Annotated in this window: 19 protein-coding genes; 11 read left to right on the forward strand and 8 right to left on the reverse strand. The window is 55.1% G+C overall.

The window, feature by feature from the left end:
- Positions 1 to 129: 129 nt before the first annotated feature.
- A complete protein-coding gene (locus KF784_12995) occupies positions 130 to 2,133 on the forward strand; it encodes a hypothetical protein (GenBank protein ID MBX3119975.1) in 2,004 nt (667 codons plus the stop codon).
- A complete protein-coding gene (locus KF784_13000; GenBank protein ID MBX3119976.1) occupies positions 2,117 to 3,925 on the forward strand; it encodes a hypothetical protein in 1,809 nt (602 codons plus the stop codon). The genes KF784_12995 and KF784_13000 overlap by 17 nt, the downstream gene beginning before the upstream one ends.
- On the opposite strand, the gene nadB is transcribed toward KF784_13000, so the two are convergent.
- Positions 3,915 to 5,423, reverse strand: a complete 1,509-nt coding sequence (nadB, locus tag KF784_13005) for an L-aspartate oxidase (protein ID MBX3119977.1) — start codon at positions 5,421 to 5,423, stop codon at positions 3,915 to 3,917. The two genes, KF784_13000 and nadB, sit on opposite strands and share 11 nt — an antisense overlap.
- Positions 5,424 to 5,503: 80 nt before the next feature.
- Between nadB and def the strand changes: the two genes are divergently transcribed.
- From def to KF784_13020, 3 genes are read left to right on the forward strand one after another with little or no spacing between them, the layout of a single operon-like run.
- A complete protein-coding gene (def, locus tag KF784_13010) occupies positions 5,504 to 6,037 on the forward strand; it encodes a peptide deformylase (protein ID MBX3119978.1) in 534 nt (177 codons plus the stop codon).
- Positions 6,034 to 6,951 (forward strand): methionyl-tRNA formyltransferase, encoded by a 918-nt coding sequence (fmt, locus tag KF784_13015; GenBank protein MBX3119979.1) that lies wholly within the window; start codon positions 6,034 to 6,036, stop codon positions 6,949 to 6,951. The genes def and fmt overlap by 4 nt, the downstream gene beginning before the upstream one ends.
- Positions 6,944 to 8,341 (forward strand): PD40 domain-containing protein, encoded by a 1,398-nt coding sequence (locus KF784_13020; GenBank protein ID MBX3119980.1) that lies wholly within the window; start codon positions 6,944 to 6,946, stop codon positions 8,339 to 8,341. The genes fmt and KF784_13020 overlap by 8 nt, the downstream gene beginning before the upstream one ends.
- Before the next feature lie 5 nt (positions 8,342 to 8,346).
- Here the strand turns inward: KF784_13020 and uvrC are convergent, their stop codons facing one another.
- Positions 8,347 to 10,290, reverse strand: a complete 1,944-nt coding sequence (gene uvrC / locus KF784_13025; GenBank protein ID MBX3119981.1) for an excinuclease ABC subunit UvrC — start codon at positions 10,288 to 10,290, stop codon at positions 8,347 to 8,349.
- A 132-nt stretch (positions 10,291 to 10,422) separates the two neighbouring features.
- On the opposite strand from uvrC, the gene KF784_13030 reads away from it, so the two are divergent.
- The gene (locus tag KF784_13030; protein MBX3119982.1) at positions 10,423 to 11,001 is read left to right on the forward strand and encodes a redoxin domain-containing protein; all 579 of its coding nucleotides are present in this window, start codon (positions 10,423 to 10,425) and stop codon (positions 10,999 to 11,001) included.
- 94 nt (positions 11,002 to 11,095) lie between these two features.
- On the opposite strand, the gene KF784_13035 is transcribed toward KF784_13030, so the two are convergent.
- From KF784_13035 to KF784_13045, 3 genes are all read right to left on the reverse strand, one after another.
- A complete protein-coding gene (locus KF784_13035; protein ID MBX3119983.1) occupies positions 11,096 to 11,716 on the reverse strand; it encodes a nitroreductase family protein in 621 nt (206 codons plus the stop codon).
- Positions 11,717 to 11,790: 74 nt separating this feature from the next.
- A complete protein-coding gene (locus KF784_13040; GenBank protein MBX3119984.1) occupies positions 11,791 to 12,219 on the reverse strand; it encodes a MarR family transcriptional regulator in 429 nt (142 codons plus the stop codon).
- 116 nt (positions 12,220 to 12,335) lie between these two features.
- Complete coding sequence (locus KF784_13045) at positions 12,336 to 14,654, reverse strand: hypothetical protein (protein ID MBX3119985.1); 2,319 nt, start codon at positions 14,652 to 14,654, stop codon at positions 12,336 to 12,338.
- Positions 14,655 to 14,779: 125 nt separating this feature from the next.
- Between KF784_13045 and KF784_13050 the strand changes: the two genes are divergently transcribed.
- The 3 genes from KF784_13050 to prmC all read left to right on the forward strand — a co-directional run bounded on the left by KF784_13050 (position 14,780) and on the right by prmC (position 18,398).
- Positions 14,780 to 15,742 carry a WD40 repeat domain-containing protein gene (locus tag KF784_13050; protein ID MBX3119986.1) on the forward strand — a complete coding sequence of 321 codons (963 nt, stop codon included), beginning with the start codon at positions 14,780 to 14,782 and terminating at the stop codon, positions 15,740 to 15,742.
- 219 nt (positions 15,743 to 15,961) lie between these two features.
- Positions 15,962 to 17,095 carry a cell division protein FtsZ gene (ftsZ, locus tag KF784_13055; GenBank protein ID MBX3119987.1) on the forward strand — a complete coding sequence of 378 codons (1,134 nt, stop codon included), beginning with the start codon at positions 15,962 to 15,964 and terminating at the stop codon, positions 17,093 to 17,095.
- A 472-nt stretch (positions 17,096 to 17,567) separates the two neighbouring features.
- Positions 17,568 to 18,398 (forward strand): peptide chain release factor N(5)-glutamine methyltransferase, encoded by an 831-nt coding sequence (prmC, locus tag KF784_13060; GenBank protein MBX3119988.1) that lies wholly within the window; start codon positions 17,568 to 17,570, stop codon positions 18,396 to 18,398.
- A gap of 208 nt (positions 18,399 to 18,606) precedes the next feature.
- Here the strand turns inward: prmC and KF784_13065 are convergent, their stop codons facing one another.
- From KF784_13065 to KF784_13075, 3 genes are all read right to left on the reverse strand, one after another.
- Positions 18,607 to 19,308 carry a hypothetical protein gene (locus KF784_13065; protein ID MBX3119989.1) on the reverse strand — a complete coding sequence of 234 codons (702 nt, stop codon included), beginning with the start codon at positions 19,306 to 19,308 and terminating at the stop codon, positions 18,607 to 18,609.
- 65 nt (positions 19,309 to 19,373) lie between these two features.
- Positions 19,374 to 19,778, reverse strand: a complete 405-nt coding sequence (locus tag KF784_13070) for a hypothetical protein (protein ID MBX3119990.1) — start codon at positions 19,776 to 19,778, stop codon at positions 19,374 to 19,376.
- Between the two features lie 398 nt (positions 19,779 to 20,176).
- A complete protein-coding gene (locus KF784_13075; protein ID MBX3119991.1) occupies positions 20,177 to 20,662 on the reverse strand; it encodes a hypothetical protein in 486 nt (161 codons plus the stop codon).
- Positions 20,663 to 20,838: 176 nt separating this feature from the next.
- Between KF784_13075 and KF784_13080 the strand changes: the two genes are divergently transcribed.
- Together KF784_13080 and KF784_13085 are read left to right on the forward strand one after the other, a co-directional pair.
- Entirely contained in the window at positions 20,839 to 22,275 is a 1,437-nt protein-coding gene (locus KF784_13080) for a hypothetical protein (GenBank protein MBX3119992.1), read from the forward strand.
- An 82-nt stretch (positions 22,276 to 22,357) separates the two neighbouring features.
- A complete protein-coding gene (locus KF784_13085; protein MBX3119993.1) occupies positions 22,358 to 23,800 on the forward strand; it encodes a hypothetical protein in 1,443 nt (480 codons plus the stop codon).
- Positions 23,801 to 23,822 lie beyond the last annotated feature (22 nt).

The following is a 23,822-nucleotide window of genomic DNA, read 5'->3' on the forward strand; positions in this document are numbered from 1 at the left end:
GATGATTCTCCAAGGGCTCTTTGTCTTTAAACCAGACACGATTCAGGAATCAAACCAATCGGTACCGTTCTACCGTCTTCCTATCAGAGTGCACGGTTCCGGTACTATCGGGAAGACGAGAGCTTGATTATGCGAGTGAATATCTGGAAACAGTTGCTCACGGCCATGACGCTAACCTTGGCCGTCTGTCTGGCACACGCCGACAACGCCTCGTTGCGAATCACTTGTTTCCCGACGGTAAGTGTTGCAGACGGTCGAAGCACCGTCACTGTCACCGCAGAAGTCCGAGACAACAGCGGAAGAGCCGTGCCAGACGGAAGCCAAGTCGTCTTCACGACGACACTTGGAACGTTCCGGAATGCCGTTGTGACTACAACGAACGGTCTTGCCCAAGCGATCCTCGTCGCGGGCTCCATTCCTGGACACGCCAAGATCACCGCAACCGCTCTCGCTTTTAATACGGTTTCAACCTACACGTTTGAGTTCGTTGGCGATAGGTCCATGCTCTCGACAGCCAAAGAGTACATCGAAGTGACCGCACCTGATTATCTGATGTACAGCATGGATCAGCGCGTTATCGGCGCTGCAGGCCCAAACAAGGGAGTCAATCTTCGCTACCGAGACATTGAGATCGAATCTGACGACCTTCAAGTTAATGTCACGTCATACGAAGTTCGTGCCCGAAAAGCTGTTCTTCGAATGGGCAAGTTCGAGAAAGAGTTCGACGAGCTCTACTTCGTTCTTAATCAACGGCGAGGGTTCGGAACGACAACTTACGAGGGTGAGGTCGTAGACTTTGTTGGCGGTCATCCTTTCATGGTCCCCGTTGCCACCAAGAGACTGCGCTACGGCATTCTCGAGATCACCGGCACAAAAGTTCACGAACCAACAAGCCAATATTCAACCGAGCTATTTGTGTTCGATGACCTCATTGAAGCCACGAGCGGCGTTGCGGCAAAGAAAGCAACTATTTTTCCGCGAAGGAATATCCAATTCCAAAAGGCCGATATCTACATCGGCACAACCAAGATCGCCAGCGTTCCGCTCTATCAGCTGCCCGTTTATGCACAATCGCCTCTAGTCACCGACCAAATCGTCAATATCAACGACAGTGAGGTTTCGGTCAACTACCCGCACTATCTGACCCTAAAGCCAGGCGTCACCAGTCTTCTCCGATTTCGAACGGGAGAAAAGTATGGGCGTACGGCAGGGGTAAGTCACGGTGCATTCCTTGATTACGAACTGAGTTGGAATAAGGGTGACGATATGGAGGGCGGCTTGGTCGTCTCCGGTCTTGCTCGCGACGACTGGAGCGTGGGAATGCGTCAATACCTGCGTTTGGACGACCGGAGTAGTATTAACGCCATGCTGGAATTCCCGGCACACCGCGCCATGTACGGTTCGGCTAGCTACTCCAGGCATTTCAACGGCTTCCAAATGAGCATGAGCGGTTCTCACAGCCGTTCACTGCAGGGCACAAAGTTTGAAAATCAGAGCTACTCGCTCGTTCTTGAGAAGGACGCTACGAAGGTTGGCAAGCTGCCATTCCGAATGTTCTATGGTGTCACGGCAACTTCATTCTCGACGGACTCGCCATCAGGAAACCTCAATCAGAGTGCGGTGGGTATGCGGCTCCGAATGCAAATGTTGCCGCAGATTCTGGACTCGCACACCATGCTGAACGCTTCGTTCGCGGCGACGAAGCAGCAGGGCCGAAACACACTCAGCGGCTTGGGATACTCGGCGGACCTTTCCCTGAGCAGAAGGCTGGGCCCGAACTCTAGCGCTCTCCTAGGCTATTCATTCATCGATGATGGGTTTACAAGCTCCATCGTCGGCAAGCAGAATCTCAGCTTCCAAGGCTATATGGAGAAAGGTCGCACATACATCAGCCTTTTCGGTTCGCGCGGACTTGATGTTGATCGCTTAAGCATCTTTGCGGACGCATCCTACCGCGTCTCTGGGCTGTGGCGAATGACATATAGCCACACCTTCAATCGTTACATCGGTGATTCTTATCTTGATAACATCGTTGGGCTCAACTATCGTCTCGGCTTCCGCGAAATTGGCCTCACGTGGTCTTCTCGAACGAATCGACTGGGGTTCCAGGTCTTTGGTGCTTCGATTTATTAGTGCGGTCACGGCAGTTCTGCTCGCCGCGATCACGTCCTCACAGGCGTTTGGGAGGTTCGGCTACACACCGAATGTCCGAGTGCCCGGCTTTATTGTCACCACAGAAGGGTTCAACGTAGACAACCCCAAAGCCGACGTGTTTAAGTTCGAAGCGCCCTCAAAGATGTGGCGTCCCGTACTCACGTCGGACACATCCCAAACAGTCTTGCTCTCTGGTGTAGGAAGGATGCCGGCAAAGCTCCGTACCGACCTTTGGGGGATGGGTTTTTCGCTGTACTTCCAGTACGGTTTCGGGCTGCATCTCTCCACGATCTCAAAGCCATATGTCAGTTGGGCAGAGGGCAGCGCAGGACCCGACATTCCCACACCACCTGCAAAGTGGGTGCTGATCTCGTTTAGAGAGGGGCAACCGCCAGTTCTGTTGTCGTTCTATGGCAAAGCTTTGTCGGTCAAGCTCTCGGGCCGAGCAGGAGATTGGGTGCTTCGCTCAGAGGAACCTTATGATGGTTGGGTGCGGGTTGTTGCCCCGTTCGGCTTCGAAAGCCGCTCTGCAAGCTCGGCAGCGTCCCTGGGGGAGCTTGTGGCAACGGTCAAGAAGCACGAAGCTGTTATGACAGGCCCCATCCCCAAAGTGACCGGGGTCACGACAGACGATTCACTCACAAGTGTAACGGTGAACTGGGAGTTTGATGGTCCGGGCGCAGTCGTTCCAAGCCCAGCGATCTTGGCTCCGTTAGGAGGCTATCCCGTCACGATTCATAGCCGAACGACAAGACTGCCAGGAATGGACGAGAACGGTCCAATAACCATCTCAGACGACCCTCGAATCCGAATGACCTTCCCTGTAAGGCGAATCCCCACAGGGAGAGGGCTCAGCATCGGTAAGTCGGGTGAAGAGCTGATTGCGACAGCCTCACCCATAGATATTCCTTCCGTTTTTGAATTAGCCTTGGCAAATCTGGTTGGACAAAGGGAGAAGGTCATCCGGCAAGGTGCAGGCGAATCGCTGAATGCCTATCTTGGTGGAGCGCGCTACGAGATCGAGCCGTTTACCAACCAGCGATTGCCTTACAGCCCTGATGGAACGGGGATCGATCTTGCGGCAGCCCAAGCGCTCCTGATGCAATCGACAATGACCCCGGTTCAAGCGACGTCCGAACCGAATTCGCTCCTCACGTCTGTTCTCTTTCGCCGAGACTGGGCGACATGGACTATCTGGACACCCAACCCCCAGATTTCACGTCGAGCCACCGCCCTTGCCGCTCTTGCTGCGGCGATCTGTCCTGAGCCTGAAAGGAGGCTCCAGGCCGGACTTCTCCAAGCCGGACTCGCCAGCCAACGAGGCCTCCAAGTTTGGCGTCGTCGGCAGAGCTTAGACGACGGCGACCCTGCACAGCTTCTTGAAGTCGCGCTTGGACTGCGCAACAGCATCTTCTCGGGAACTGCGCGTGAACCGCGTGAGGATGGATTCCTCAAGGTCCTCCAAAGCGAGATTAGAATTTACGGGGACATCGGTTTGGTCACCGAACTCAAAAACAGAGAGTTGGTGGCAAAATGGGATTCTCCCGATGGTCAGCCAACGACGCTCGTCTTTGCCTCTGCTTATCCAATCGAAATCAACGACGGCACGAATACCTCCATCAGTAGGTCCGAGGAGGCGCTTGGGTTTACCGTTGTGCGCTGCGCTCCGGTGAAGGCAGGCCCATGTGAGCTCATCATTACGACCCCGTCGTGGGCAAAATCACTCCCCGCTAATGTGGCGCCCCCTCGGTATACCGAAGTCATGCAGTAGGGATGAGATCGGTGTTGTAGTGTAGCCCGACATTCTCTCGCCTTGAGATCGCGCCACGAATGACATGCCCAGCCGCAAGGAGAAGGTTTCTTGTCTCTAGTGCGTACATGCCATACGGCGCGTCAGCCTTGGCATCGTACTCAGCCATAAGTTCGGCAAGGCGCGTTTCAGCCGCGTCCAAGCCTGCGTTTGTACGTACGATTCCCACGTTATCGGTCATTAAACGCTGTAGGGCCCGTCGGATCTGAACGGCTTCTGTGTCTGGCGTTGAAAGTGGCTCGTGGACAACGGGGGGATTCTCAAGTGTAAAAGAGGGTTCCTCGAATGAAGCCTGTGCGGCAGCCCTACCAAAGACCATCGCTTCGAGAAGGCTATTACTGGCTAATCGATTCGCGCCGTGTACCCCCGTCGAAGCAACCTCCCCAGCCGCGTAAAGGCCTGGCACGGAGGTCTTTCCGCTCAGGTCAGTAATAACGCCTCCGCAGGAGTAGTGCTGGGCAGGCACTACAGGCGCCCAGTCCTTGTCGAACTCCACTCCGACTGTGCTAAGCGTGGCGTGGATCGTCGGAAACTCTTCTTTCACTGTTCCAGGCTTAAAGTGAGTGAGGTCCAGGTAGACGCACCACGTCCCAAGTCGTTTGATCTCACTGTCTATTGCTCTGGCCACGATGTCGCGGGGTGCAAGCTCCAGCCGTTCGTCGTAGTCGTACATGAAGCGCCTCCCAAGGTGGTTGCGCAGGGTGCCGCCAGCGCCTCTGCACGCTTCCGTGAGAAGGTAGCCCCTCAACTGCTCATGATAGAGCGTTGTCGGGTGGAATTGCATAAACTCCATCCCCGCAATCTCTGCCCCGACTTCACTTGCCAATGCTACACCGTCCGCCGTGGCGACACGTGGGTTGGTTGTGTGCCGATACATTGTTCCGCAGCCGCCTGTTGCAATAAGCGTCGACTTCGAAAGGAAGGAGACCTCGCCAAGCCCCTCGATCATCGCTCGCACACCTACACACCGACCCTCGTGCATCAGCAGATTTGTGACAAAGGCATGTTCGATAACCGTGATGTTTGGGCTGGCTTTCACTGCAGCGACAACGGCGCGCTCAATCTCATAGCCTGTTCGGTCCTCGAAGTGGATAATACGGTGGCGGCTGTGTCCGCCCTCTAGCCCAAGCCGCAGTTCGCCGTTGTCCTGAACGTCAAACTTTGCCCCAATGTCTTGTAGCCATTGAATCGCATCCGGAGCTTGTTGCACCAGAAACCGAACCGCATCGGCGTTGCAAAGACCCGCGCCCGCGATGAGCGTGTCACGCTCGTGAAGCTCCCAAGAGTCCGCCTCGCCTATGGCAGCGGCGATGCCGCCTTGCGCATAACTTGTGTTGGCGTCCGTAACGGCGGCTTTTGTGAGCACACAGACCGATCCGAACTTTGAGGCGGACAAAGCATAAGTAAGCCCCGCTAGGCCACTTCCAACCGCCACAAAGTCGTACCGCTCAACGCTCATAGGAAGATTGTTGCATGTCTTCCTGACTGGCATATGGGCGTGTGCAAGTCACAGGTTCCAAAATGTCATAATCAACGGAAATGCAGGTTGTCGTCCCCGAGGAGTTTAAGTATCTATACGTTACGGATGCGTCGCGTCCGATCGTGAAGGTGCCCGTAAAGGTGTTGCGGCAAAAGTGTGAGCCGGTCAAGAAAGTTGACAAGAAAACCAACGAACTCATTGATCGTATGCTCAAAGCGATGAAGGACGCCAATGGCATTGGACTTGCCGCCCCCCAACTTGGGATCCCGTTGAGGGTCATTGTGGTTGCTGTTGGCAAGATGAAGCCTTTGGCGCTTATCAACCCTGTCATCACAAGCGCCGCAGGCGAAGAGATTGGTGAAGAGGGGTGCTTGAGCATTCCGGGCTTGTATGGAGAGGTGAAGCGAGCCGCCACTGTCGAGGTTGAGGGCTACGACAGAAAGGGACGAAGAGTCGGCTTTGAGATGAACGAACTTGCTGCGAGGGTCGTGCAACACGAGGTCGATCACCTTGATGGGGTCCTCTTCATCGACAAAGTTGATGAAGCAACCCTGCACTGGATGCACCCAAAGTCCGGCGACGAGGCTGAATGAAGCTCGTTTACTTCGGGACGGGTATCTTCGCTGTCGAAACTCTTCGTGTTCTGAGAGAGCATGTTTCCTTGGTCGTCACTCAGCCAGACCGCCCCTCGGGCCGCGGGATGAAGCTCCAATCGAGCCCCGTCAAACGGATGGCACAAGAGCTTGGACTGCCGGTCGAATCCCCTGAGAAGTGTCGCGCGCCTGAGTTTGTTGAGCGCCTGCGGAGTGAATCAGCAGATGCTTTGGTCGTCGCATCTTACGGACAGATTTTAAGCCAAGCCGTTTTGGATTCGGCAACGAGAGGCGGAATCAACCTTCATGGCTCCATTTTGCCCGCCTATCGCGGGGCTGCTCCTATCCAAAGATGCTTGCTGAATGGTGACCTCGAAACCGGTGTGACCCTCATGCAAATGGACAAGGGGATGGATACGGGAGATATGATCGCCATTGGGAGAACCCCCCTCCATCCAGACGAGACGTACAGCGAACTGGAAATCAGACTATCTGACCTCGCAGCACAGATGGCCCTGCAGTGGATGCCACGCATTGTAGATGCGGACTATCCTCGAACTCCGCAAAACCATGAGCAGGCGACGATGGCCCCTAAGGTGACAAAAGCCGAGGCGGAACTTCGTGTTACGAAGAATGTGTTGCAGGAATACAACCGCTATCGAGCATTTACCGGCGCCCCAGGAGCGTTCATTGCCACGCGCTTCGGCTTGCTGAAACTGACTCAAGTTCGGCGAGAAGAAACGACAGGCAAGCCAGGAACAGTCGTTTCGATGAATCCGGACCTGGAAATTGCCTTTGAGGGCGGAAGTTTGCGGCTGATCGAAGTCCAGCCGGAGGGTAAAAAGAGAATGTCGGGACGCGACTTCGCAAACGGAGCACGACTAAAAATTGGAGACCGATTAACGGATGAGTAACAAGCCAGACGACAAAAAGAGTCAGGAAGAGCAGTCTTCCGAGGGTCAGCGATCACCGAGCTATTCCTCGACGGGCCGCTTGCTCAAGCCGGGCATGGGGCTTGAGGGCGACGCCGTCCAGCCTAAGACGGTCAAGAAACTCATCACACGTTTTGCCATTCTGATGGCGATCCTTGCTGTTTTCTTCTTTGGCCTGCAGTGGGTTCTCAATCAGGGCAAGGACCTTGGCAGCCTTGGAAGTGTCAATAGTGCTGGCTGGATCTCTGCAGTCGAGTATTACGATCGCGGCTCACAAGCAATCTATCTCGATGCAAACGGTGTCATTCACAAGAGCAGCGGTTACGAGGACGAAGTCACAGACAACGAGCCGGTTTGGTCGCCCGATGGTAACTTCCTCTACTTCGTCAGCAACCGGGAGATTAAAGGGATTAAGCAAGGCGCAAACAACATCTATCGTTGGAATCTTGACAAGGGGCTTGTCGAGGCGAGAACTTACGATACGCGCAGCAAAGGCACCCCCATTTTTGATAACGTCAACACGCCTGAGAGCAACAACTACGCCATCGTCATGAGCGGCATGACGGTCGATAGTTTCACGCCCAGTGAGAAAAGCATGAGCCGTCTGCTGCCTCCGATCACTCGCGAATTGGGTTCTGCGGGTCAAGGGGAAGAAGGCGGGGCAAATCCATTCGTCGCCGTCTACGGAAGGTTCGGAGACAGCTTCAAACAAGTGCTCCGATCGAATGACAAGCGATACATGGTCGCGGTCATGCGTGCTGCTGATGGTGATGTGCTCATCGTGCAATTGATGGACGGCGAAGCCCCACCAAGGTTCGTCATCGCGGGCCGAAGAATCGACATCGAAAAGAATCCTGCAAACGGCGACTTTTACGTCATCATGCACGAACCCTATGTGCCGGAATTCCAGCAGAACCAGATCGTCAAGGATGCTATCGAGAAGGGCGAAAAGCCGACACTTCCTCAATGGCAAGAGCATCATTGGGTTTATCGGCTTGCCGTCGGTGAAGCAGACGTCCAGATGGCGCCGTTGATCCCCCCACTCAAGGACGACACGAATGTTTGGAACGACTTCAAGCCCTCTCCCGATGGACAGTACTTCCTGGTCACGGTTGGCGACTATAAAGGCAATGGAATCGTGGACGTAAAGTCTGTATGGGTCGGCAACGACACTGGCTTTTCAGTGCTCATCAATTCACCCGCTTATGATCTATCATGGAGCCCCGACTCAAACAAGATCCTTTACACGAAACTTGTAGGGGATAAGCGCGATATCTTCGTCATCAATCGAGACGGCTCTAACGAAACCAATCTGACGAAGGGGAAAGGCGACTTCGGAAAGCCGAGGTTTAGCCCTCAGCTACCCAAGTAGAGACGCTATACGTCGGTGAGATACTCCTTGACCTGTTCAGCGAGTCGCTGAGTCATCGTGGGGACGGCCGCGATCTCCTCTGTCTTGGCTTTGCGGATGCCCTCCAATGAGCCAAACGTTCGTAATAGGAGTCTCTTTCGGCGCGGACCGATGCCCGGAATCTCCTCAATCGCTGAACCTTGCATCCTTTTGTCGCGAATCTTCCGGTGGAAGCTGAGGGCAAATCGGTGGGCTTCGTCGCGTAGCCTTCGCAAAAGTGTGAGCCCGTGCGATTGCAGCGGCAACTCAATCTCCTGGTAGGCATAAGCGTGCTTCGAGCCCTTCTCATAGTGGTACACCCACTCACGCGCTTCTTGCTCCTCTCGGTCTCCACTTCGCGGCAAGCTTTCGGGGTGGGCGGCTGAGCCTTCGATAGGCTTGTAGATCAGTTCCATTTTCTTGGCAAGCCCAACCATTGGAACGCTCAGTCCAACGTCGTCCCGTGCCTTCAACGCGGCAGAGAGTTGTCCTTTGCCGCCGTCGATCATGATGAGGTCAGGCAGTTTTGCAAACTTGGGGTCGCCATCAACATACGCTCGTAGCCTACGGGTGATGACTTCGTGCATCATCGCAAAGTCGTTTGGGCTCTCGGGGTGGAATCGTATTCTGAACCGACGATACTCGCTCTTTGCTGCGCGCCCATTCTCAAAAACGACCATTGAGCCGACGGGTGCCGTCCCTGATATGTTCGAGATATCGTAACCTTCGATACGCATCGGCGGTGTGGGATTCTCGACGGCTTCTTGGAGTTGGGACATCGCCTCCTCTGCCCACTCTTCCTGTTCCGCAAGTTCCTTGCTGAGAGCGTGCAGCGCCTGCTCAGCATTGGTCGCTGCCATCTCAACAAGTTTGCGCTTCTCGCCGCGCTGCGGCACATCCAGAGTTACTGCCGAGCCTCTTCTTGATTTCAGCCATTGCTGGACAATCTGCTTTTCGGCGATCTCAACCGGTAGGAGAATCTCACGAGGCACCTCGGGTGCATCCGAGTAGTACTGTTTGACAAACTCCTGAACGGCTTCTCCTGGGGCGCTGTCGCTGGACCCGTCAAGCATAAACTGCCGCTGCCCAATAAGCTTTCCAGAGCGAATGTAGAGCATTTGGATGGCGGCTCCACGTTCATCCTTGACCACGGCGATGACGTCCTGATCGACAGGATCGGCGGTCAGCACTTTTTGCCGCTGCAGCACTGACTCAAGGGCCTGAATCTTATCTCGAATCTTTGCTGCTTTCTCAAAGTCGAGGTCATCAGCGGCTTGTTGCATCTGCTTCTCAAACTCTCCAACGAGGTCATCCCCCTTACCGGAAAGGAACCGCTGAACCTCCTGAATGACCTCCTTATATTCATCGTTGTTCGCCAACCCTGCACAAGGGGCGAGGCATTGTCCTAAATGGAAATACAGGCAAGGGCGCTGCTCAGCCCGCCCCGACCAGCTCTTTCCGCATGGAATCAGCGGGAAGGTTTTGTGCAGGAGTTGGAGAGTCTCTCGGACAGAGTAGGCAGAGATGTAAGGCCCGAAGTATTTGGAGCCGTCCTTCTTCACGCGCCGTGTGAACATGAGCCGCGGAAACTTCTCGTTTGTAATGGTGATATAGGGGTAGCTCTTGTCGTCACGAAGCAGAACGTTATACGGCGGGCGGTACTTCTTGATAAGGTTGCACTCAAGGATCAACGCCTCAATTTCGCTGTCTACGACGATCCATTCAATCTCGCAGATCTTCGAGACCATCCGGGCAATGCGGATCTGGTGGTTGGTGGAAGCTTGAAAGTAGCTCCGAACCCGATTTCTTAGATTGATGGCCTTGCCCACATAGAGAACATCGCCTCCAGCATCTCGGTAGATGTAGCATCCGGGACTTGCAGGAAGTTGTTTGAGCTTCTTTTGAACCTGTTCAGGCCATTCTTTCTTCATCGAAGGGTTGGGAATATCTTACTCTGGCAAGCGCGCGGACCTTGTGATGAGCAGGACAAGCCTCGCAAAAAGTGAATTCAAAGTCGGGACAGGCTGCAGTTCTGCCCCATCCTGGCGTATTATCAAGTTGTGATGGGAACATCCAAAAAGAGAGCGTTCAACCTCCGTATGCTTGGTTTCGGCCTTGCTGTGGGAGTTGCCGCGCTCGGTATCGCAGTGGGATCAAGCCAGCAGACCCCTGTTAAGTCCGGACAAAAAGCTCCGGATTTTAGCGCAACGGGAACTGACGGCAAGACTCACACTCTTTCGTCAACGACGAAGAAGAGCGCGACCGTGCTGTACTTCATTAAAGAAGGATGCCCGGTCAATCACCGCGCCGCACCGTTCCTTTCCAAAATAGCGGAAAAGTACGGAGCGGATGCCAATATCGTCGGTGTTTATAACGGCAGTGTCGACCGAGCAAAAGCTTGGGCAAAGACATACAAAGCCACCTATACAATCCTCGCCGATCCCGACTACAAGATCATCGAATCCTATAAGGCACCTTATAGCCCATTCATGATTGTCGTAGGTAAGGATGGCAAGATTGCGGAAGTCTATACAGGCGCAGGCCCGAAAGACTTGCCGAAGATCAACGAGCTCTGCTCGAAAAACGCCGACAAGAAAATGGTCGCCATGGACTTCACAGGAGCTCCAGATGGCGGCGGATGAGCGTTCTAACTTCACGTTTCCCGTTGGGAAACGACTGACTTAGAAGGACCGGTTCCGTGCGAACAAGGTCCTTCTTTCTTTTATCCGGTCCAAACTATTCGCCATCCCACCTTACAAATCTCTCTAGTGGATGCCGGTGATGGGTGAATCCGTCCTCAGCGGCGTAGCCAGCAGCAACGATCGCTGAGATCTCAGCGTTCTCACGCAGCCCAAGCGCTTTCTTCATCCCATCTTGATCAAAGCCCAGCATTGGCGAACTGCTGTAGCCGAAAGCATCCAACGTTAGCACCAAGTATCCGAGAAAGATGTAGTTGATTTGCCTGCCAAAGTTCTCTCGCTCTTTGGCATCCATCTCTGTGAACTCCTTTCGCGTGTTTGCAATCGTGCGCAAGCGACGATCCTCTGGAATTCCGGGATGAACTGTATCTTCAACGTTATCGATGACGTCCAGCATATCGCTGTACAACACAAACAGAGCTGCCGCTGCGCCGACCTGTTTTTGGTTATTAGCAATCGGCTGAAGCTCGGCAAGACGTTCTCGCCCCCGCACAACCACCACCCGCCAAGGTTGAAGATTGCCCGGAGATGGGGCAAGTCCGCAGAGAGTAAGGATTTCCCGAATATCTTCCTCAGGGATCGGGTCGTCGGTGTACCTGCGGATAGCCCGACGATGGAGGCAAGCTTCTTTAACGCTCTTAATATTTCTATGGGACATAACGGCTCTTTGTTGCGAATACAACTATATGACGTCAAATTACAAGATGCCATTCGCTCTCTTGAAGATACCGACTATTCGATCGGTTCCAAGAGCTTGAGCAGAAGATTGACGAGCTGTCTCTTTTCCGCGTCAGTAAGCCCACGAAACTGCTCTGCCTCATTGTTGCGGTGTTCCGCTTGGACCTTTTGAAAGAACTGCTCGCCTTGCGGAGTCATGGTTACGTGCCAAGACCGTCGGTCGTTGGGACAGGCCACCCTCTCGACGTAGCCCTTCTGAGCTAGGTTATCGACACGGTTCGTCATCGAGGCGGGCGTCACCGCCATTTGCGTCGATAACTCATGCAGAGGCACACCCTGAGGTCGGTTTAGCCGAAACAAAGTCGCCAGCACGTCATATTGCGAGATATGCAAGTCAAAGCTCTTTTCAAGCGCTTCAGTGAGATTGCGGCTTACGGCAACGCTCGATCTGGCAAGCATAACCGCAGCTATCGACGGCAACATATCCTCTTGGGGGTAACGGGAGCGCCAATCAGATTCAAAACAATTCAAATAATTTCGAGATTTCATGATCCCTCAGATATTTAAACGCGAATAAGTTGACTGAGGAAACACCCACGCTAAAGGTCTCGGCACATCAGGCTCAACAAATGTGCGCCCGATGGATTGTGCGAAAGCCCAAGAGGTTGATTCCCAAGGCCACCAAACGGGCGAAGTGTCGTGAGGATCACTTGCCTTTCTCCCAAGCTGATCTCGACTGCAATGGGGTGCTCGGCATAGGTGCGCACATCGACGCGATTGATGAGAACCTTGACCGTGGCACCTTTTGGCAAGCTGTTTTGAATGGTGGCGAGGTCAAGGGCGCGGTCGGGGGCGATGGGTAGGAATGTCTCCCAAAAACCGTCTGCGAGGGATTGGTACCAGGGTCGGACGTAAGGGAATTCATAGGCGCATTCACGCCATGCTGGCATAGGGATCGTGCCTTCGCCCATCGCGAAGGCAATCATTGAGGAAGTGGTTGCGCTCAGGTCGCTCAGTCGGAAATCGGTAGTGATGAGTTTTGGGTTCTTCAGTCCGGCTCCATCTGGGAAGTGCTCGATCAGCCCATAAGGGTCACGCTTGCCCCAGCCTTCCAATGTCTCAAAGTTCGGCTTCTCGTAGACGTGGAATCGCCATGCGTTCATCAGTCCGTCGGACTTCACCCGTAGCCAGTAACTCCCCGGTTGGTCCATTTGCACACAGATTTCGGCGATCTGTTGGGAATCAGATGGGTGTACGTTGAAATCTTCAGAGCCGCTTTCGACGAATTCGGCGTCACTGGCGTTGTCGATCCGCCACTCCAGCGTTCCTTTGCGTCCATGCTCTGAACCCAGGCCAATCTTCCACAAAATGGTGCCTATACTGTGGTTGTAATCGTCTTTCCAGCCAGGCCGGTTGCCTCCATTAACCCACGGCGGACGTCGGGATGGAATGAGGAAGAAGGCATCGGAGGCGTTCCATTCCCAAGGATCAAGGGCTTCTTTGACTTCGCCCCAGTCATCCAGGTACCCAGCGGTGGAGATGGGGGTGTCCTGCCATCCGGTCACCACATATCCCGCGATTTCCGACCGCGATCGCACCGCCTCCTGCACATATTTACGGATGAACTTGGCTTTCTCGATTGAGCGGAGTTGAAGAAGCCGGTGCCGGCGAGTGTCTTCGGTGTTGGCGAGAGGATGGGTTGGGATGACGCCGGGAAGATTGAGTTGCCACCGGACGCCTTTGTCGTTCAGCGCCGGGTCTGCCGACGCCCAATAAGGGGCTTCTCCTTTGATTCTTGGGAGGTCGCGGTGGACGTCGATGTCGTTGAACTCTCCGAGCAGGATCGGCTGGTTAGGGCGCGGTCCGGGTAGGAGGCTATCCAGGACTTGGGGATAGAAATGGGTGTCGCAATAGGGGTGATAGTCGTAAAAGTCGCCGAATTCGCGGGGGTCTCCACCGTACATCTCGGCGCCGCCGGAGTTGTCTTTGACGAGGGGCAATCCTGTCAGGTCTTTGACCATTTGAACCAGCGATTGACGGTATTCGGGGGGCGTTGCATCGCTCAATTCGCAGCCACAAGTCCAGACAATGATGTTGTCGTGATGCCGGTATTGCTCCACGATTCGATGCATCTCTGCCGCCATCATTCCTTGACGAACGGGGTCGGAGGAGGGGTCCCAGAGTGGAAGCTCAAGCCACGCGAACATCCCTTCTTCTTTGAGAATCTCAAGGTAGCGGTGCGGAGGAATCCAGAGGCAAAACTTGATGAGGTTGAACCCGAGTTTTTTGGCGGCCTGGACCTCTTTGCTGATCAGCTCTTCAGGCGGGTTAGTATGTCCAAGCTCGGCGTACCACCCCCAAGTGAGCGCCCCACGTAGGTACACAGGTTTGCCGTCGATGAGAATCTTGTGTCCCTTCACCGTGACGCGGGATTTTGGTGCGGGGGTGGGCTTCGATAGCGGGTCTTCATTTCCCGCAACTAGCTCAACTGGCTGATAGATCCCTCCGAAGGTGTGATAAACGTAAGGGAGAAAGCCACTGGCTACATCTTTCACGGGGAATGTTTCCCCGCCGTTCTTTATGACTTCAACCTTAAGCTCGGCCTTCTGCCCAGCCCAGCGGGTCACGTCGATGCTGAAGGCATCCCAAAGCCCCTCATGCTCCCCAGCAAGCGTATCGTTGACATACACCTTTGCCTGATAGCTCACTCCGTGGAAGATCAGCCATGCTTTGGTGTTTGCGGGGATTCGGATGGGTCGTTCATAAATCGCAGGCCCTTCCCATCGAACGTCTACGTCCTGTCGCCAGGCATGGGGAACAACGATCTGCTTTGGGTCTGTTGGACCATCGGGCAGAAGATAAGTGACCGTCCAGTCATCAAGCAGCGTTCGGAACCCCATGAATACCAATATTGGCATGGGAAAGCGGCGAATATTGGCACAAAGTTCCAAAGTAGGAATACATGGAGCCCCCTCTATTCGTTATAAAGTGCGTAATGTTTCTTGCTGCGCTTTCACTTACACTCATATCCTCATCGCAAAATTTGGCAGCTTCGGACGCTGCGTCAGAGACCGCCGCTTTGGTCGTGAAGCCGATACGCACTTCGCATGGGATCAAGTTAATGTCCGTTGCTCCTGGTCCGACCGGATCGAAGGTCGTGATTGGGGCCGAAGACAAAACCGTACGAATCGTTGACGCAAGTACTGGAGGGACGGTCATGACGTTTACCGGTCATCCCCAACCCTGTTACGCAGTTGCTTGGAGCCCGAACGGAAAACTGATCGCTTCGGGAGATGAGTCGGCAAGGATTTTCATTTGGGACACAGCGACTGGTAAGAAGCTGCGCGAACTGCGTACACATACACGAGGCATTCAGGCTCTTAGTTTCAGCCCAAACAGCCAGACCCTGATGAGCACAGGCAAGGACGACATGATGCGTGTCTATGACCTGTCCAATGGTAAAGAGATCAAAACCATTGCTGGTAAGGGCACGAACCTTTATGGAGCGCAATATTTAGACAACGGCGGTACCATCGTCGCTTCTCTCGGCGCAGGTGTTAAGCTCACGATCGGCTCAAAGGTGACAACCTTTAACTATCCCGGAAATCAGGGGTACTGGGATGCAGCTTATCTCCCCCAATCGAGCCGAGTTCTTACCGCTGCCCGAGACGGGCGCATCGGGCTATGGGATGCAAAAACGGGCAACCGGATTCAATTCCTCAATGGCCATCAGGATTGGGCTGTCCATGTCGTCGCTACCCCGAACGGCAAGTACGGCATCAGCAGTTCGGCAGACCGAACAGTTCGCGTCTGGGATCTGAAGACTCTTGCGAACGTCGCTACTCTTGAAGATCAGTCTCTTGTTGGCGCCCCGATCACCGTAACCGCCGACGGCAAATATCTGATCTCTTGCAGCTCTTCGGAGTCGCTTCAAGTGAGCGCGTTGAATCCCCCGCAACCGCCAACTCCTGTGAAGGCAACGAAGGCCAAGAAGCGCGGCGGCTAACCCTTCACAAACCAATCCAAATTCAATCCCTCCTTGGCGATGCGCCAAGGAGGGATTCGTTGCTTACAAGCTTTGAAAATGACCGGATAGAGCGTTCCTTGCCAATTTCGGCAATTGTGGATAAATCGAACGTCCCGACGAGAGGCTTTTCGAATCGGCAGGGCGTCCCTTCATGCGAGCTTTGGAGAGAAACCAGAGTGTGATTTTGTGAGTGAAGTGATGCGACCAGAAAACCTTTTTGAAAGCCAAGCAACGATCAAAGTCCTTGGAATTGGCGGTGCCGGATGCAACGCAGTCAACCGTATGATCTCGGAAGGGGTCTTGGGTGTCCAGTTCGTTGCACTCAACACCGACGGGCAGGCTCTGCAACTCTCGCGAGCTTCGAAGAAGCTGCAGATTGGCGAAACGCTCACGCGTGGCCTCGGCGCGGGTGGTGATCCTGTGGTCGGCGAAAAAGCCGCCCACGAAAGCGAAAAGCTGATTGAAGCCGAGCTCGAGGGCGCCGATATGATCTTTATCACGGCGGGCATGGGTGGTGGCACCGGAACCGGTGCAGCTCCGGTTGTCGCCGAGATCGCACGTCGCAAGGGGATCTTGACCGTTGGCGTTGTCACCAAGCCGTTCCTTTTCGAGGGCCCGCGAAGGCGCAAACTTGCCGAAGATGGCGCGGCAAGGCTTAAGGATTCGGTCGACACGCTGATCACAGTCCCCAACGACCGGTTGCTCAGCGTGGTGGAAAAGAAGACTACGATGCAGCAGGCGTTTGCCGAAGCCGACGACGTTCTCCGACAAGGAGTGCAAGGCATCAGCGACATCATCCTGCTTCCCGGTGTGATCAACGTGGACTTTGCCGACGTCAGAAGCGTCATGCGCGGCGCTGGAGTCGCCCTGATGGGACTTGGCAAGGGTGTTGGCGATCAGAGAGCGCGTATGGCTGCTCAGCACGCCGCAAACTCGCCTTTGCTGGAAACCAGCATCCAAGGCGCGAAGCGGTTGCTGGTTAATATCACAGCCGGACCGGACTTCAGCATCGGGGAAGCCCACGAGGCGATGGAGTACATCCTGCAGTTTGCGGACTCTGAAGATGCCGATATCATCATGGGTCACGTCCTGCGCGACAACAGCGAAGGCGAAGTGAGTGTGACTCTGCTCGCCGCAGGCATGACAGGAACTGTTCCACTCCAACACCGAGATCAGGAAGTTTTCGTCACGGACTCGACAGGCACTGTGAATGTTCCTCGACGAGACGTTTCCTCGACGCAACCCAATGCATCAACGCCGCCACCGATAGGGCTTGACGAGATTGACCTCGATATTCCGACGTTCCTTCGACGCCAGCGCAGCGGCAATTAACAATGTGGTTGAGGAGCGAAACGGACTTCGCTCTTCAACCCTCGAATTCATGACCGCTAGGCACTCCGGCGCTACAAGACCGGAGGCAACTGGTCCATAGCTAGCCCCGTCCTCAGTGGCGGGGCATTTTTCTTTTCCGCCTATCTCCCTCCCCTTGCGAAGCGAGGTGAATCAGACCGACGTGCCTGTCCAAGCTTATCGGGGAGAATGTTTTGTCGCAACACAGTTCCTCCCTCCAGGGGCAAGGGATTTCTGCTGCGGCACCCCAAACGCCGCTGGAGGGACACTGTCCACAGTGTCCAAAAGCCTTTGGTCATCGAGGACGATGACCCTACAGCCTGGGCTTAGGCACGAACCCCCATCCCTCAGCTCACTGCGTTCGCAGGTCCCTTCCCCCTAAACGCAGAGGGAAGGGATATCTCTTGCGGCCCTCCAACTCTGGCCGCGCAGGTGAATCCTCCATAATTCTCCCATGACCCTTGGCGAGTGGATTCCCCAAGCTGGAGCTGCGCTTCGTCAGAACGGCGTCGAATCCCCCACGCTTGAGGCACAGGTGCTCGCCGCGCACACGCTCGGGCGCGACCGCAGCTGGGTTCTTGCCCACCCCGAAGCCGAGCTTCCCGAGCTTGCCGCGAATGCTCTGCTCGAACGCCGTCTGGGGCATGAGCCGCTGGCCTATATCCTCGGATATCGCGAGTTTTACGGACGCCGGTTTGCCGTGAATCCGAGCGTTCTGATCCCTCGCCAGGACACTGAGACGCTGATCGAGGCCGCCCTCATGCACCCTGCGCTCACGTCGGACAATCCTTTGCGCGTTCTCGACATCGGCACCGGCTCCGGCTGTATCGCGATCACGCTGAAGCTGGAGCGACCGCTTTGGAGCATAGCAGCGACCGACATCTCCCCGAAAGCTCTCCAGAGTGCCGAGCTGAATGCGGAGAGCCTTGGCGCGGTGGTTCGGCTGCTGCAAGGCGACCTCTTCGAGCCGGTGCAGGGAGAGACGTTCGATCTGATCGTCAGCAATCCACCCTATATCGGCATTCATGAGGAGCTTGCGCCGGAAGTGCGCGAGCATGAGCCTGCATCGGCGCTTTTTGGCGGGGAGAGCGGGGATGAGTTCTACCGGCGTCTGGCCAGGGAGGTTGGGCCGCATCTGGCGGAAGGGGGCTGGGTGTTCGTCGAGGTGGGCTACCAGCAGGCTGAGGCAGTGCGGGGACTGCTTGAGGCGCAGGGGATGCGGTTTGGGCAGGCTTATGCGGACATACAAGGGCACCAGCGCATCCTTTCGTTTTCGTTGGGATAGGGCTTGCTCTGCGAGTTTTTCGTTTGCGTCACCCCCACCAAGTTCGTAAGGTTGAAGCGGATCTTCCTCCCTTGATGGGAAGGGGACAAAGGGGGAGGGTGACGAAGGATACTGCCTTCGGCGGTCGGGCGAAGACTTCTTGAATGGAAAGCGGCCTGCGATGCAACGCCCGCGCAGGACTCTCTCATCGAGTGTTTCGAGATTGCCCCTAGTCGTCCAGCGGCAGGTCTTCGCCGTGTAGTAGCCGCAGTACCGATCCTGGGTGTGAGCGGTCCATGAACGCGACTTCCAGCGTCAGGCCTTCGCGGGCTTCGGAACCCTCCCCACCATCGAGCGCGGCGCTGCCCGCGTCCCAAATCTCCTTCAGCTCTTCGATCGCTTTTTCGACCGTCTTGATGCGCGAGTCGAACTTCTTCAGCCTCTCCTCGATCACCTTGCGAACCTCTGCGTCGGCGGCAAGGAAGCCGTGCTTGCGTCGGGTGTGAAAGTCCCCATCGTATTCGATGGCGGAGAAGAGGTCTTGCTCCTGGGTGTCGCCGACCTCGGCAAAGAGGGCCATGGCGATGACGGGGGCCGAGGAGAAGTCGGCGAAGGCGCGCTTGATGGGCGCGGAGATGGCGGTGACGACGCGCTGAAGCGTCACGTCCTGCTCGCTGCGGCTGAAGCCCTCGCGGTGGGCAAAGTCGAGCGCGGCGGTGCGGATGGCTTCGGCGTCGGACTGCTGTCCCAGAGCCGCCATCGCCAGCCGGTCGTAGATTTCAAAGGTCTTGCGGGCGTTGCGGCGGTAGGTGAGGATGACGATTCCGGGCTCGATGGAGATTCCAAGGATCGGCGCACCGAGGGTCAGACGGGATTCGATATATTGGGCGCGGTTGCCGATGGCCTCCTGCCAGTCGTATGGTGTGAGCATCTGTTGTAGTTATACGTGATTTTCAGAGATTTGCGTTAAGTGGGTCAGTGACTTCAGGATTTGCACTACTCATCGGCTACCATCAGCTTCTGATATGCTTCTTCAAACTGCTTCTTGTAGCTCTCGACCGCCGCTTGAAATTCCGCCTCTGTCAGCACGATTGGAGACGCTTCGGGGCAAGTTACCCCTTGTTGGTAGAGAACTTCGGCGAGGGCATCACAGGCAGCATAAACATCAGGGGATCCGCGCTTTGCTCGCTTAGCCGCTTCGATTCCTTCTGTAGTAAGCCAATATCTGCCCTGAGAGTGCTCTATAAAACCTGCCCGGAGAAGTCTATTAAGGCCACTACTGAGTTCCGTTCGTGTGATCAGCAACTTTTGAATCCCGTCAACACTCCATATGACGTTGGGCAAATCAGTTGCTTTTCCATCAGAGGGAATCGCGCAGAATACCCATCCGTCGCTTGCCATCCGTCTAAGGATAGCATCCGTCAGGCATAGGTACATGATGGGAGCGAGATGAACAGCGCTAATCCCCAAATCACCCAGTAGATTAGGGCAATCGGCCGTCGCTTCACCAATGATGCAATAACACAAACCAATCCGAAGCCCATCAGCCCAGCGCTGATAAGGGCGCAGTATGTTGAAAATTGGTAAGCATAGGCGCCGTTGAACCACTCAACGTATGCTGGACTTGCCCACAACGCCAACAACGACGCAAGACCAAACACATTCGTAAGCCCTAGCGCACGACTGCCTGGCTTCGATGCGCGGCTCTCAGAATTTGGTCGCGCAGTGGTCTCTTCGAATTCCATAATTGCCTTGCCCGACCTCTACGTTCTAAGACGGTCTATCTCGTCTGTTTTGGGTCATCTCTTCAATCCAAATAGGAACACTACAGCCGATTTTGTAAGATGCCATAGCGCTACAAATGGCAATGCGATGATTATGAAGGGCGTTGCTGCGACTATCAAGGCGATTAATACTGTGTTCGACCACTTTGCTGCCCGATCAACCTCACCTTGTGTAATTGGCCTGAAGTCCCGTGGCGGTGTCGACCAGCTAAGTTCTTGTTCGAGAAATCGTAGCGCGTCATAAGCGGTGTGCGATCGCTCGGTTGCCATTTCTTGCAAAGTGATACCTTTTGCCGTAAGCCGGTACTTCCACGCCGAGGACTCGACGTAGCCACCTCCTATAAGACTGCCAAGAGCGATGTTCAGAACATCAGCCGATAATGGTGCCTTTTCAAGAGCTTCATACACTCCGACAATATCGCTCAAAGGCGTCCATTTTCCTTCGCGTTTTAGGCTGTGAAGCACGATTGCAGCGGTATAGAGGGAAATGTGATCATGCATGGTCGGTTGATGTGGTGCTATGCGAGGCAAATCGGCAAGACACTGCAGATATAGATACAGGAAGATGATTGTATCGGCAATGCATTTGCAAGATGCAGTGATGTGTAATCCTACTTGACTTCAGTTTTTAAAGTAGTTCAACACGCAATGCGACTAATTCGCTGTACACTTGATGCATGCAAATACGCCTGCGTTCGGGGTATGCCTGGCTTGGCGCTGCCGTTCTTCTCTCCGGCTTTCCGGCAACTGTGCCAGCCTCGACTGTTTCTGCGCTCGCATTCGCGTCGCTTGCCTACGGACCGAGGGATCAGCAAGATTGGACCGTTCTCGAGCAAGGCGACTTCAGTCCAGTCGCACTCGCGTCTGCCAATGAACTGGATAGATACGGGTTTCGCTCGGGCGTCGTTCTGAACTTGTACATCACGTATGAGGTTTTCTGGCTGGATGTGACCTGCTCAAGACGGGTCACTCCAGGACTAAGCCTCTTTGGGACTTCCAACTACAACGAAACCTTTGCCAAGGCAGAGACGCCGGGTGGTGAGTACGTGCTGCTGCCGATCTTGCAGCGGGGCGACGAGCCGGGAAGCTACGCGATCCCTATTCCCATCGCCTACGCGCCAAAGGTCTCTACACTCAAGCTGACGCTTTCGTCGAGCGGATGCAAAAACACCGTGCTGCGCCTGAACCGTATTCCAAAGTCGATCGAGCAGACGCCGCAAAAGGCCAAGCCCGTCACCGAGCTGCGCGCGGATGGTATCAGCGTGTCTGGACGTGCGTTTCCGGTGACTTCGGACGCTACAGGAAGCGAGGTTGGGCTGGGCTATCGCCTGTCTTGGAGCGAGCTGTCCTCGGGGCTGTTCTGGCGTATCCGGGTGGACCACCCGACGAAGCCGTTCGTTTCTCCGGCAATGCTGTCTTACGATGGCAATGCCAGCTTTATCGTCGAACCTTCGGCAGGGCATACGACGCGCGGTGCGATGATGTCGATTCCTTTTTCGCGCGATGTGAATATGCTGGGAGTCAAGGGCGTTTTTGAGGGCTATGCGGAAGAAACGGAAACGGTCGATTTTGGCACTCTGCCGCTTCTGCGCACTGAAGAGGAAGAGCATGAACAGAGAGTCCGTGACATCGTCGGGATCAGGGTCCGGAAGTATTCGTATCTCGACATCAGCGAACCGATAGCACGAACGCTGCCCTCCGGTTTGCGCATCACCCTTCTTCCCCTGCGGTCGCCCCGGGAGCACAACCTCAGCCATACAAACGATATGATCTACGTGCGCATTCAGGCCGATGCGGACAGTCTGCGCAGGGCAATAGGCAAGGCCCCCATGTCGGGGGAAGAGCCGATTGTGGAGGTTCGTCGAGAAACCAACGACTTTTCTTTTCACCAAATTCAGCCTCCGCGCGACGGCATGAACAAGGCGAGCCCCATGATCGTGCTTCCGCTGGACAGTGCGGACCAGCAGTCGGTCTCCCTGCGCCTGAAGGTGCGCAAGCTTTCTCTGCAGAAGCGGCTTTCCTACAGCCTCTTGCTTCCGGTGGATCGCTCAAGGCCGGAAAAGGCAGTGTGGAGCCTACCGCTGCCTGGGTCGATGTCGGGTGCCGTTGATTGAGGCTGGCTGCAAACTTGAGGGGAGAAGACCAATAGGATAGTGTAGGTCCATAAGAGGACAGACCTTACTGTACACTGGAATCATGAAGAGGCGAAGGCTAAACTGGTCCGCAGCGCTTATCGTGTTTGCTTGTCTTGCTGCGGTCGGGGCAGTGATCCATGTCGTTAAGCCGGCTTGGTATGCAAACGCTCTTGAGTCTTTGCGTAGGCGCAGCGAGGGTTGGGAAGTGCTAAAGCAGGGGGATTTCGAGGCTGTCAGCCTTCTGCCTGTTTCTGAGGAATTCGTGCAACCGCGTGAGTTTCCCCACGGATCGGGTCTCACGGTGCGTGCTGACACCAGCTCTTGGTTCTACTTCCGTTGTGGCAAGCCAGTTGGAACGTGGGAAAGCAATATGGGGCTCGAAACGAAGCCTTTGTCGGAGTTGCCCTCTTACGCCCGGTTGCAAACGCCGAGCGGGGCAAGCACCATTGTTGAGATTCAGGGCGGATTCTACGACCCCTACCTCTATTGCGTTCAGGTTCCTGGAAAACACCCGAGTAATCTTGATTTCATTGATTTGACATTGAAAGCCAAGGGTTGCGAAGACACCGTCATACGGCTTTTTAAGCCGGGAAAGACGGTTCCAGTCCATGAGGGTCACCCTAAGGACACCCTTGTTCAGGATGGTGTCACCATCAAGGGCACGGCGAACGCGATTAAAGGCATCGAGTCGGGTGATACGGTAGGGATTGAGTGGTCAGTTGGTTGGCAGGGTCTTTCGGACCAGCTCGTTTGGCGGTACACGGCTTTTTCGGGGGGCAATGTTTTTCAGCCGCGCTACCTTGCAGATAAGAAGAGTAGTGGCAGCTTCAGCTTCCAAACGAAGAACGGCGGCGGCAGTGGCAATTCGCAGGCCATTGCCTATGCGACTGACCTCTTGGCGATGCCTACATCAGGCAAGCTTGAAGGCTATGAGACATCAGAAGAACTTGTCGACTTCGGCACATTTGCCGTGATCGAGGAGACGGTTCGTTCAGAAGACCGTGGCGAAAAGCACTACTTTCTGGATTTCAAAACTCCTATCGTGAGGACTACGCCCTCCGGCATGCGGATTGTTTTGGAGCCTCTGCGCTCTGTCATTGATTCCATTGGCAACGGTGGCCCCTCTGTGTTGCACTACGCGTTGCGTGTCGACTCAAGTAGCCTCCTTGGTACCGGCAAAGCGCAATCGTTAGGCAATGGCCAGGTTCGCATCGAAGCTCGAATCCAAGAGGAGAAAAGTTTATTCTTCCCCATTGAGCCGCCTTCAAACTTGGCTGGCGGCATCAACGCGTCGCAGGTCGTGTGCCCGTGGGTGCCCAAGGGCAAAAGTGTGGAGATGAAGGTACGCGTGCGAAGATTGGATCGGCGGAAGTACATCCCGTTCGAACTCAACATACCGATCGACCAAAAGGATCGGGTGAATGGTCCATGGCGCTATTCAAGCTTGGACCTGGGCATGGGATGGCAGGGCAAGAAACCTGCTGCGCTGTTCAAGCAAAAGTAATCGCAAGCTTGGGTTTTGGTTG

It is taken from the genome of Fimbriimonadaceae bacterium (assembly GCA_019638775.1).
Lineage (GTDB): Bacteria > Armatimonadota > Fimbriimonadia > Fimbriimonadales > Fimbriimonadaceae > JAHBTD01.

Bases quoted from the DNA above. Each gene is read 5' to 3' on its own strand.
- KF784_12995 (MBX3119975.1), top strand. From the start codon at position 130: ATGCGAGTGAATATCTGGAAACAGTTGCTCACGGCCATGACGCTAACC.
- nadB (MBX3119977.1), bottom strand. From the start codon at position 5,423: ATGAGCGTTGAGCGGTACGACTTTGTGGCGGTTGGAAGTGGCCTAGCG.
- def (MBX3119978.1), top strand. From the start codon at position 5,504: ATGCAGGTTGTCGTCCCCGAGGAGTTTAAGTATCTATACGTTACGGAT.
- fmt (MBX3119979.1), top strand. From the start codon at position 6,034: ATGAAGCTCGTTTACTTCGGGACGGGTATCTTCGCTGTCGAAACTCTT.
- KF784_13020 (MBX3119980.1), top strand. From the start codon at position 6,944: ATGAGTAACAAGCCAGACGACAAAAAGAGTCAGGAAGAGCAGTCTTCC.
- uvrC (MBX3119981.1), bottom strand. From the start codon at position 10,290: ATGAAGAAAGAATGGCCTGAACAGGTTCAAAAGAAGCTCAAACAACTT.
- KF784_13030 (MBX3119982.1), top strand. From the start codon at position 10,423: ATGGGAACATCCAAAAAGAGAGCGTTCAACCTCCGTATGCTTGGTTTC.
- KF784_13035 (MBX3119983.1), bottom strand. From the start codon at position 11,716: ATGTCCCATAGAAATATTAAGAGCGTTAAAGAAGCTTGCCTCCATCGT.
- KF784_13040 (MBX3119984.1), bottom strand. From the start codon at position 12,219: ATGTTGCCGTCGATAGCTGCGGTTATGCTTGCCAGATCGAGCGTTGCC.
- KF784_13045 (MBX3119985.1), bottom strand. From the start codon at position 14,654: ATGCCAATATTGGTATTCATGGGGTTCCGAACGCTGCTTGATGACTGG.
- ftsZ (MBX3119987.1), top strand. From the start codon at position 15,962: ATGCGACCAGAAAACCTTTTTGAAAGCCAAGCAACGATCAAAGTCCTT.
- prmC (MBX3119988.1), top strand. From the start codon at position 17,568: ATGACCCTTGGCGAGTGGATTCCCCAAGCTGGAGCTGCGCTTCGTCAG.
- KF784_13065 (MBX3119989.1), bottom strand. From the start codon at position 19,308: ATGCTCACACCATACGACTGGCAGGAGGCCATCGGCAACCGCGCCCAA.
- KF784_13070 (MBX3119990.1), bottom strand. From the start codon at position 19,778: ATGGCAAGCGACGGATGGGTATTCTGCGCGATTCCCTCTGATGGAAAA.
- KF784_13075 (MBX3119991.1), bottom strand. From the start codon at position 20,662: ATGCATGATCACATTTCCCTCTATACCGCTGCAATCGTGCTTCACAGC.
- KF784_13080 (MBX3119992.1), top strand. From the start codon at position 20,839: ATGCAAATACGCCTGCGTTCGGGGTATGCCTGGCTTGGCGCTGCCGTT.
- KF784_13085 (MBX3119993.1), top strand. From the start codon at position 22,358: ATGAAGAGGCGAAGGCTAAACTGGTCCGCAGCGCTTATCGTGTTTGCT.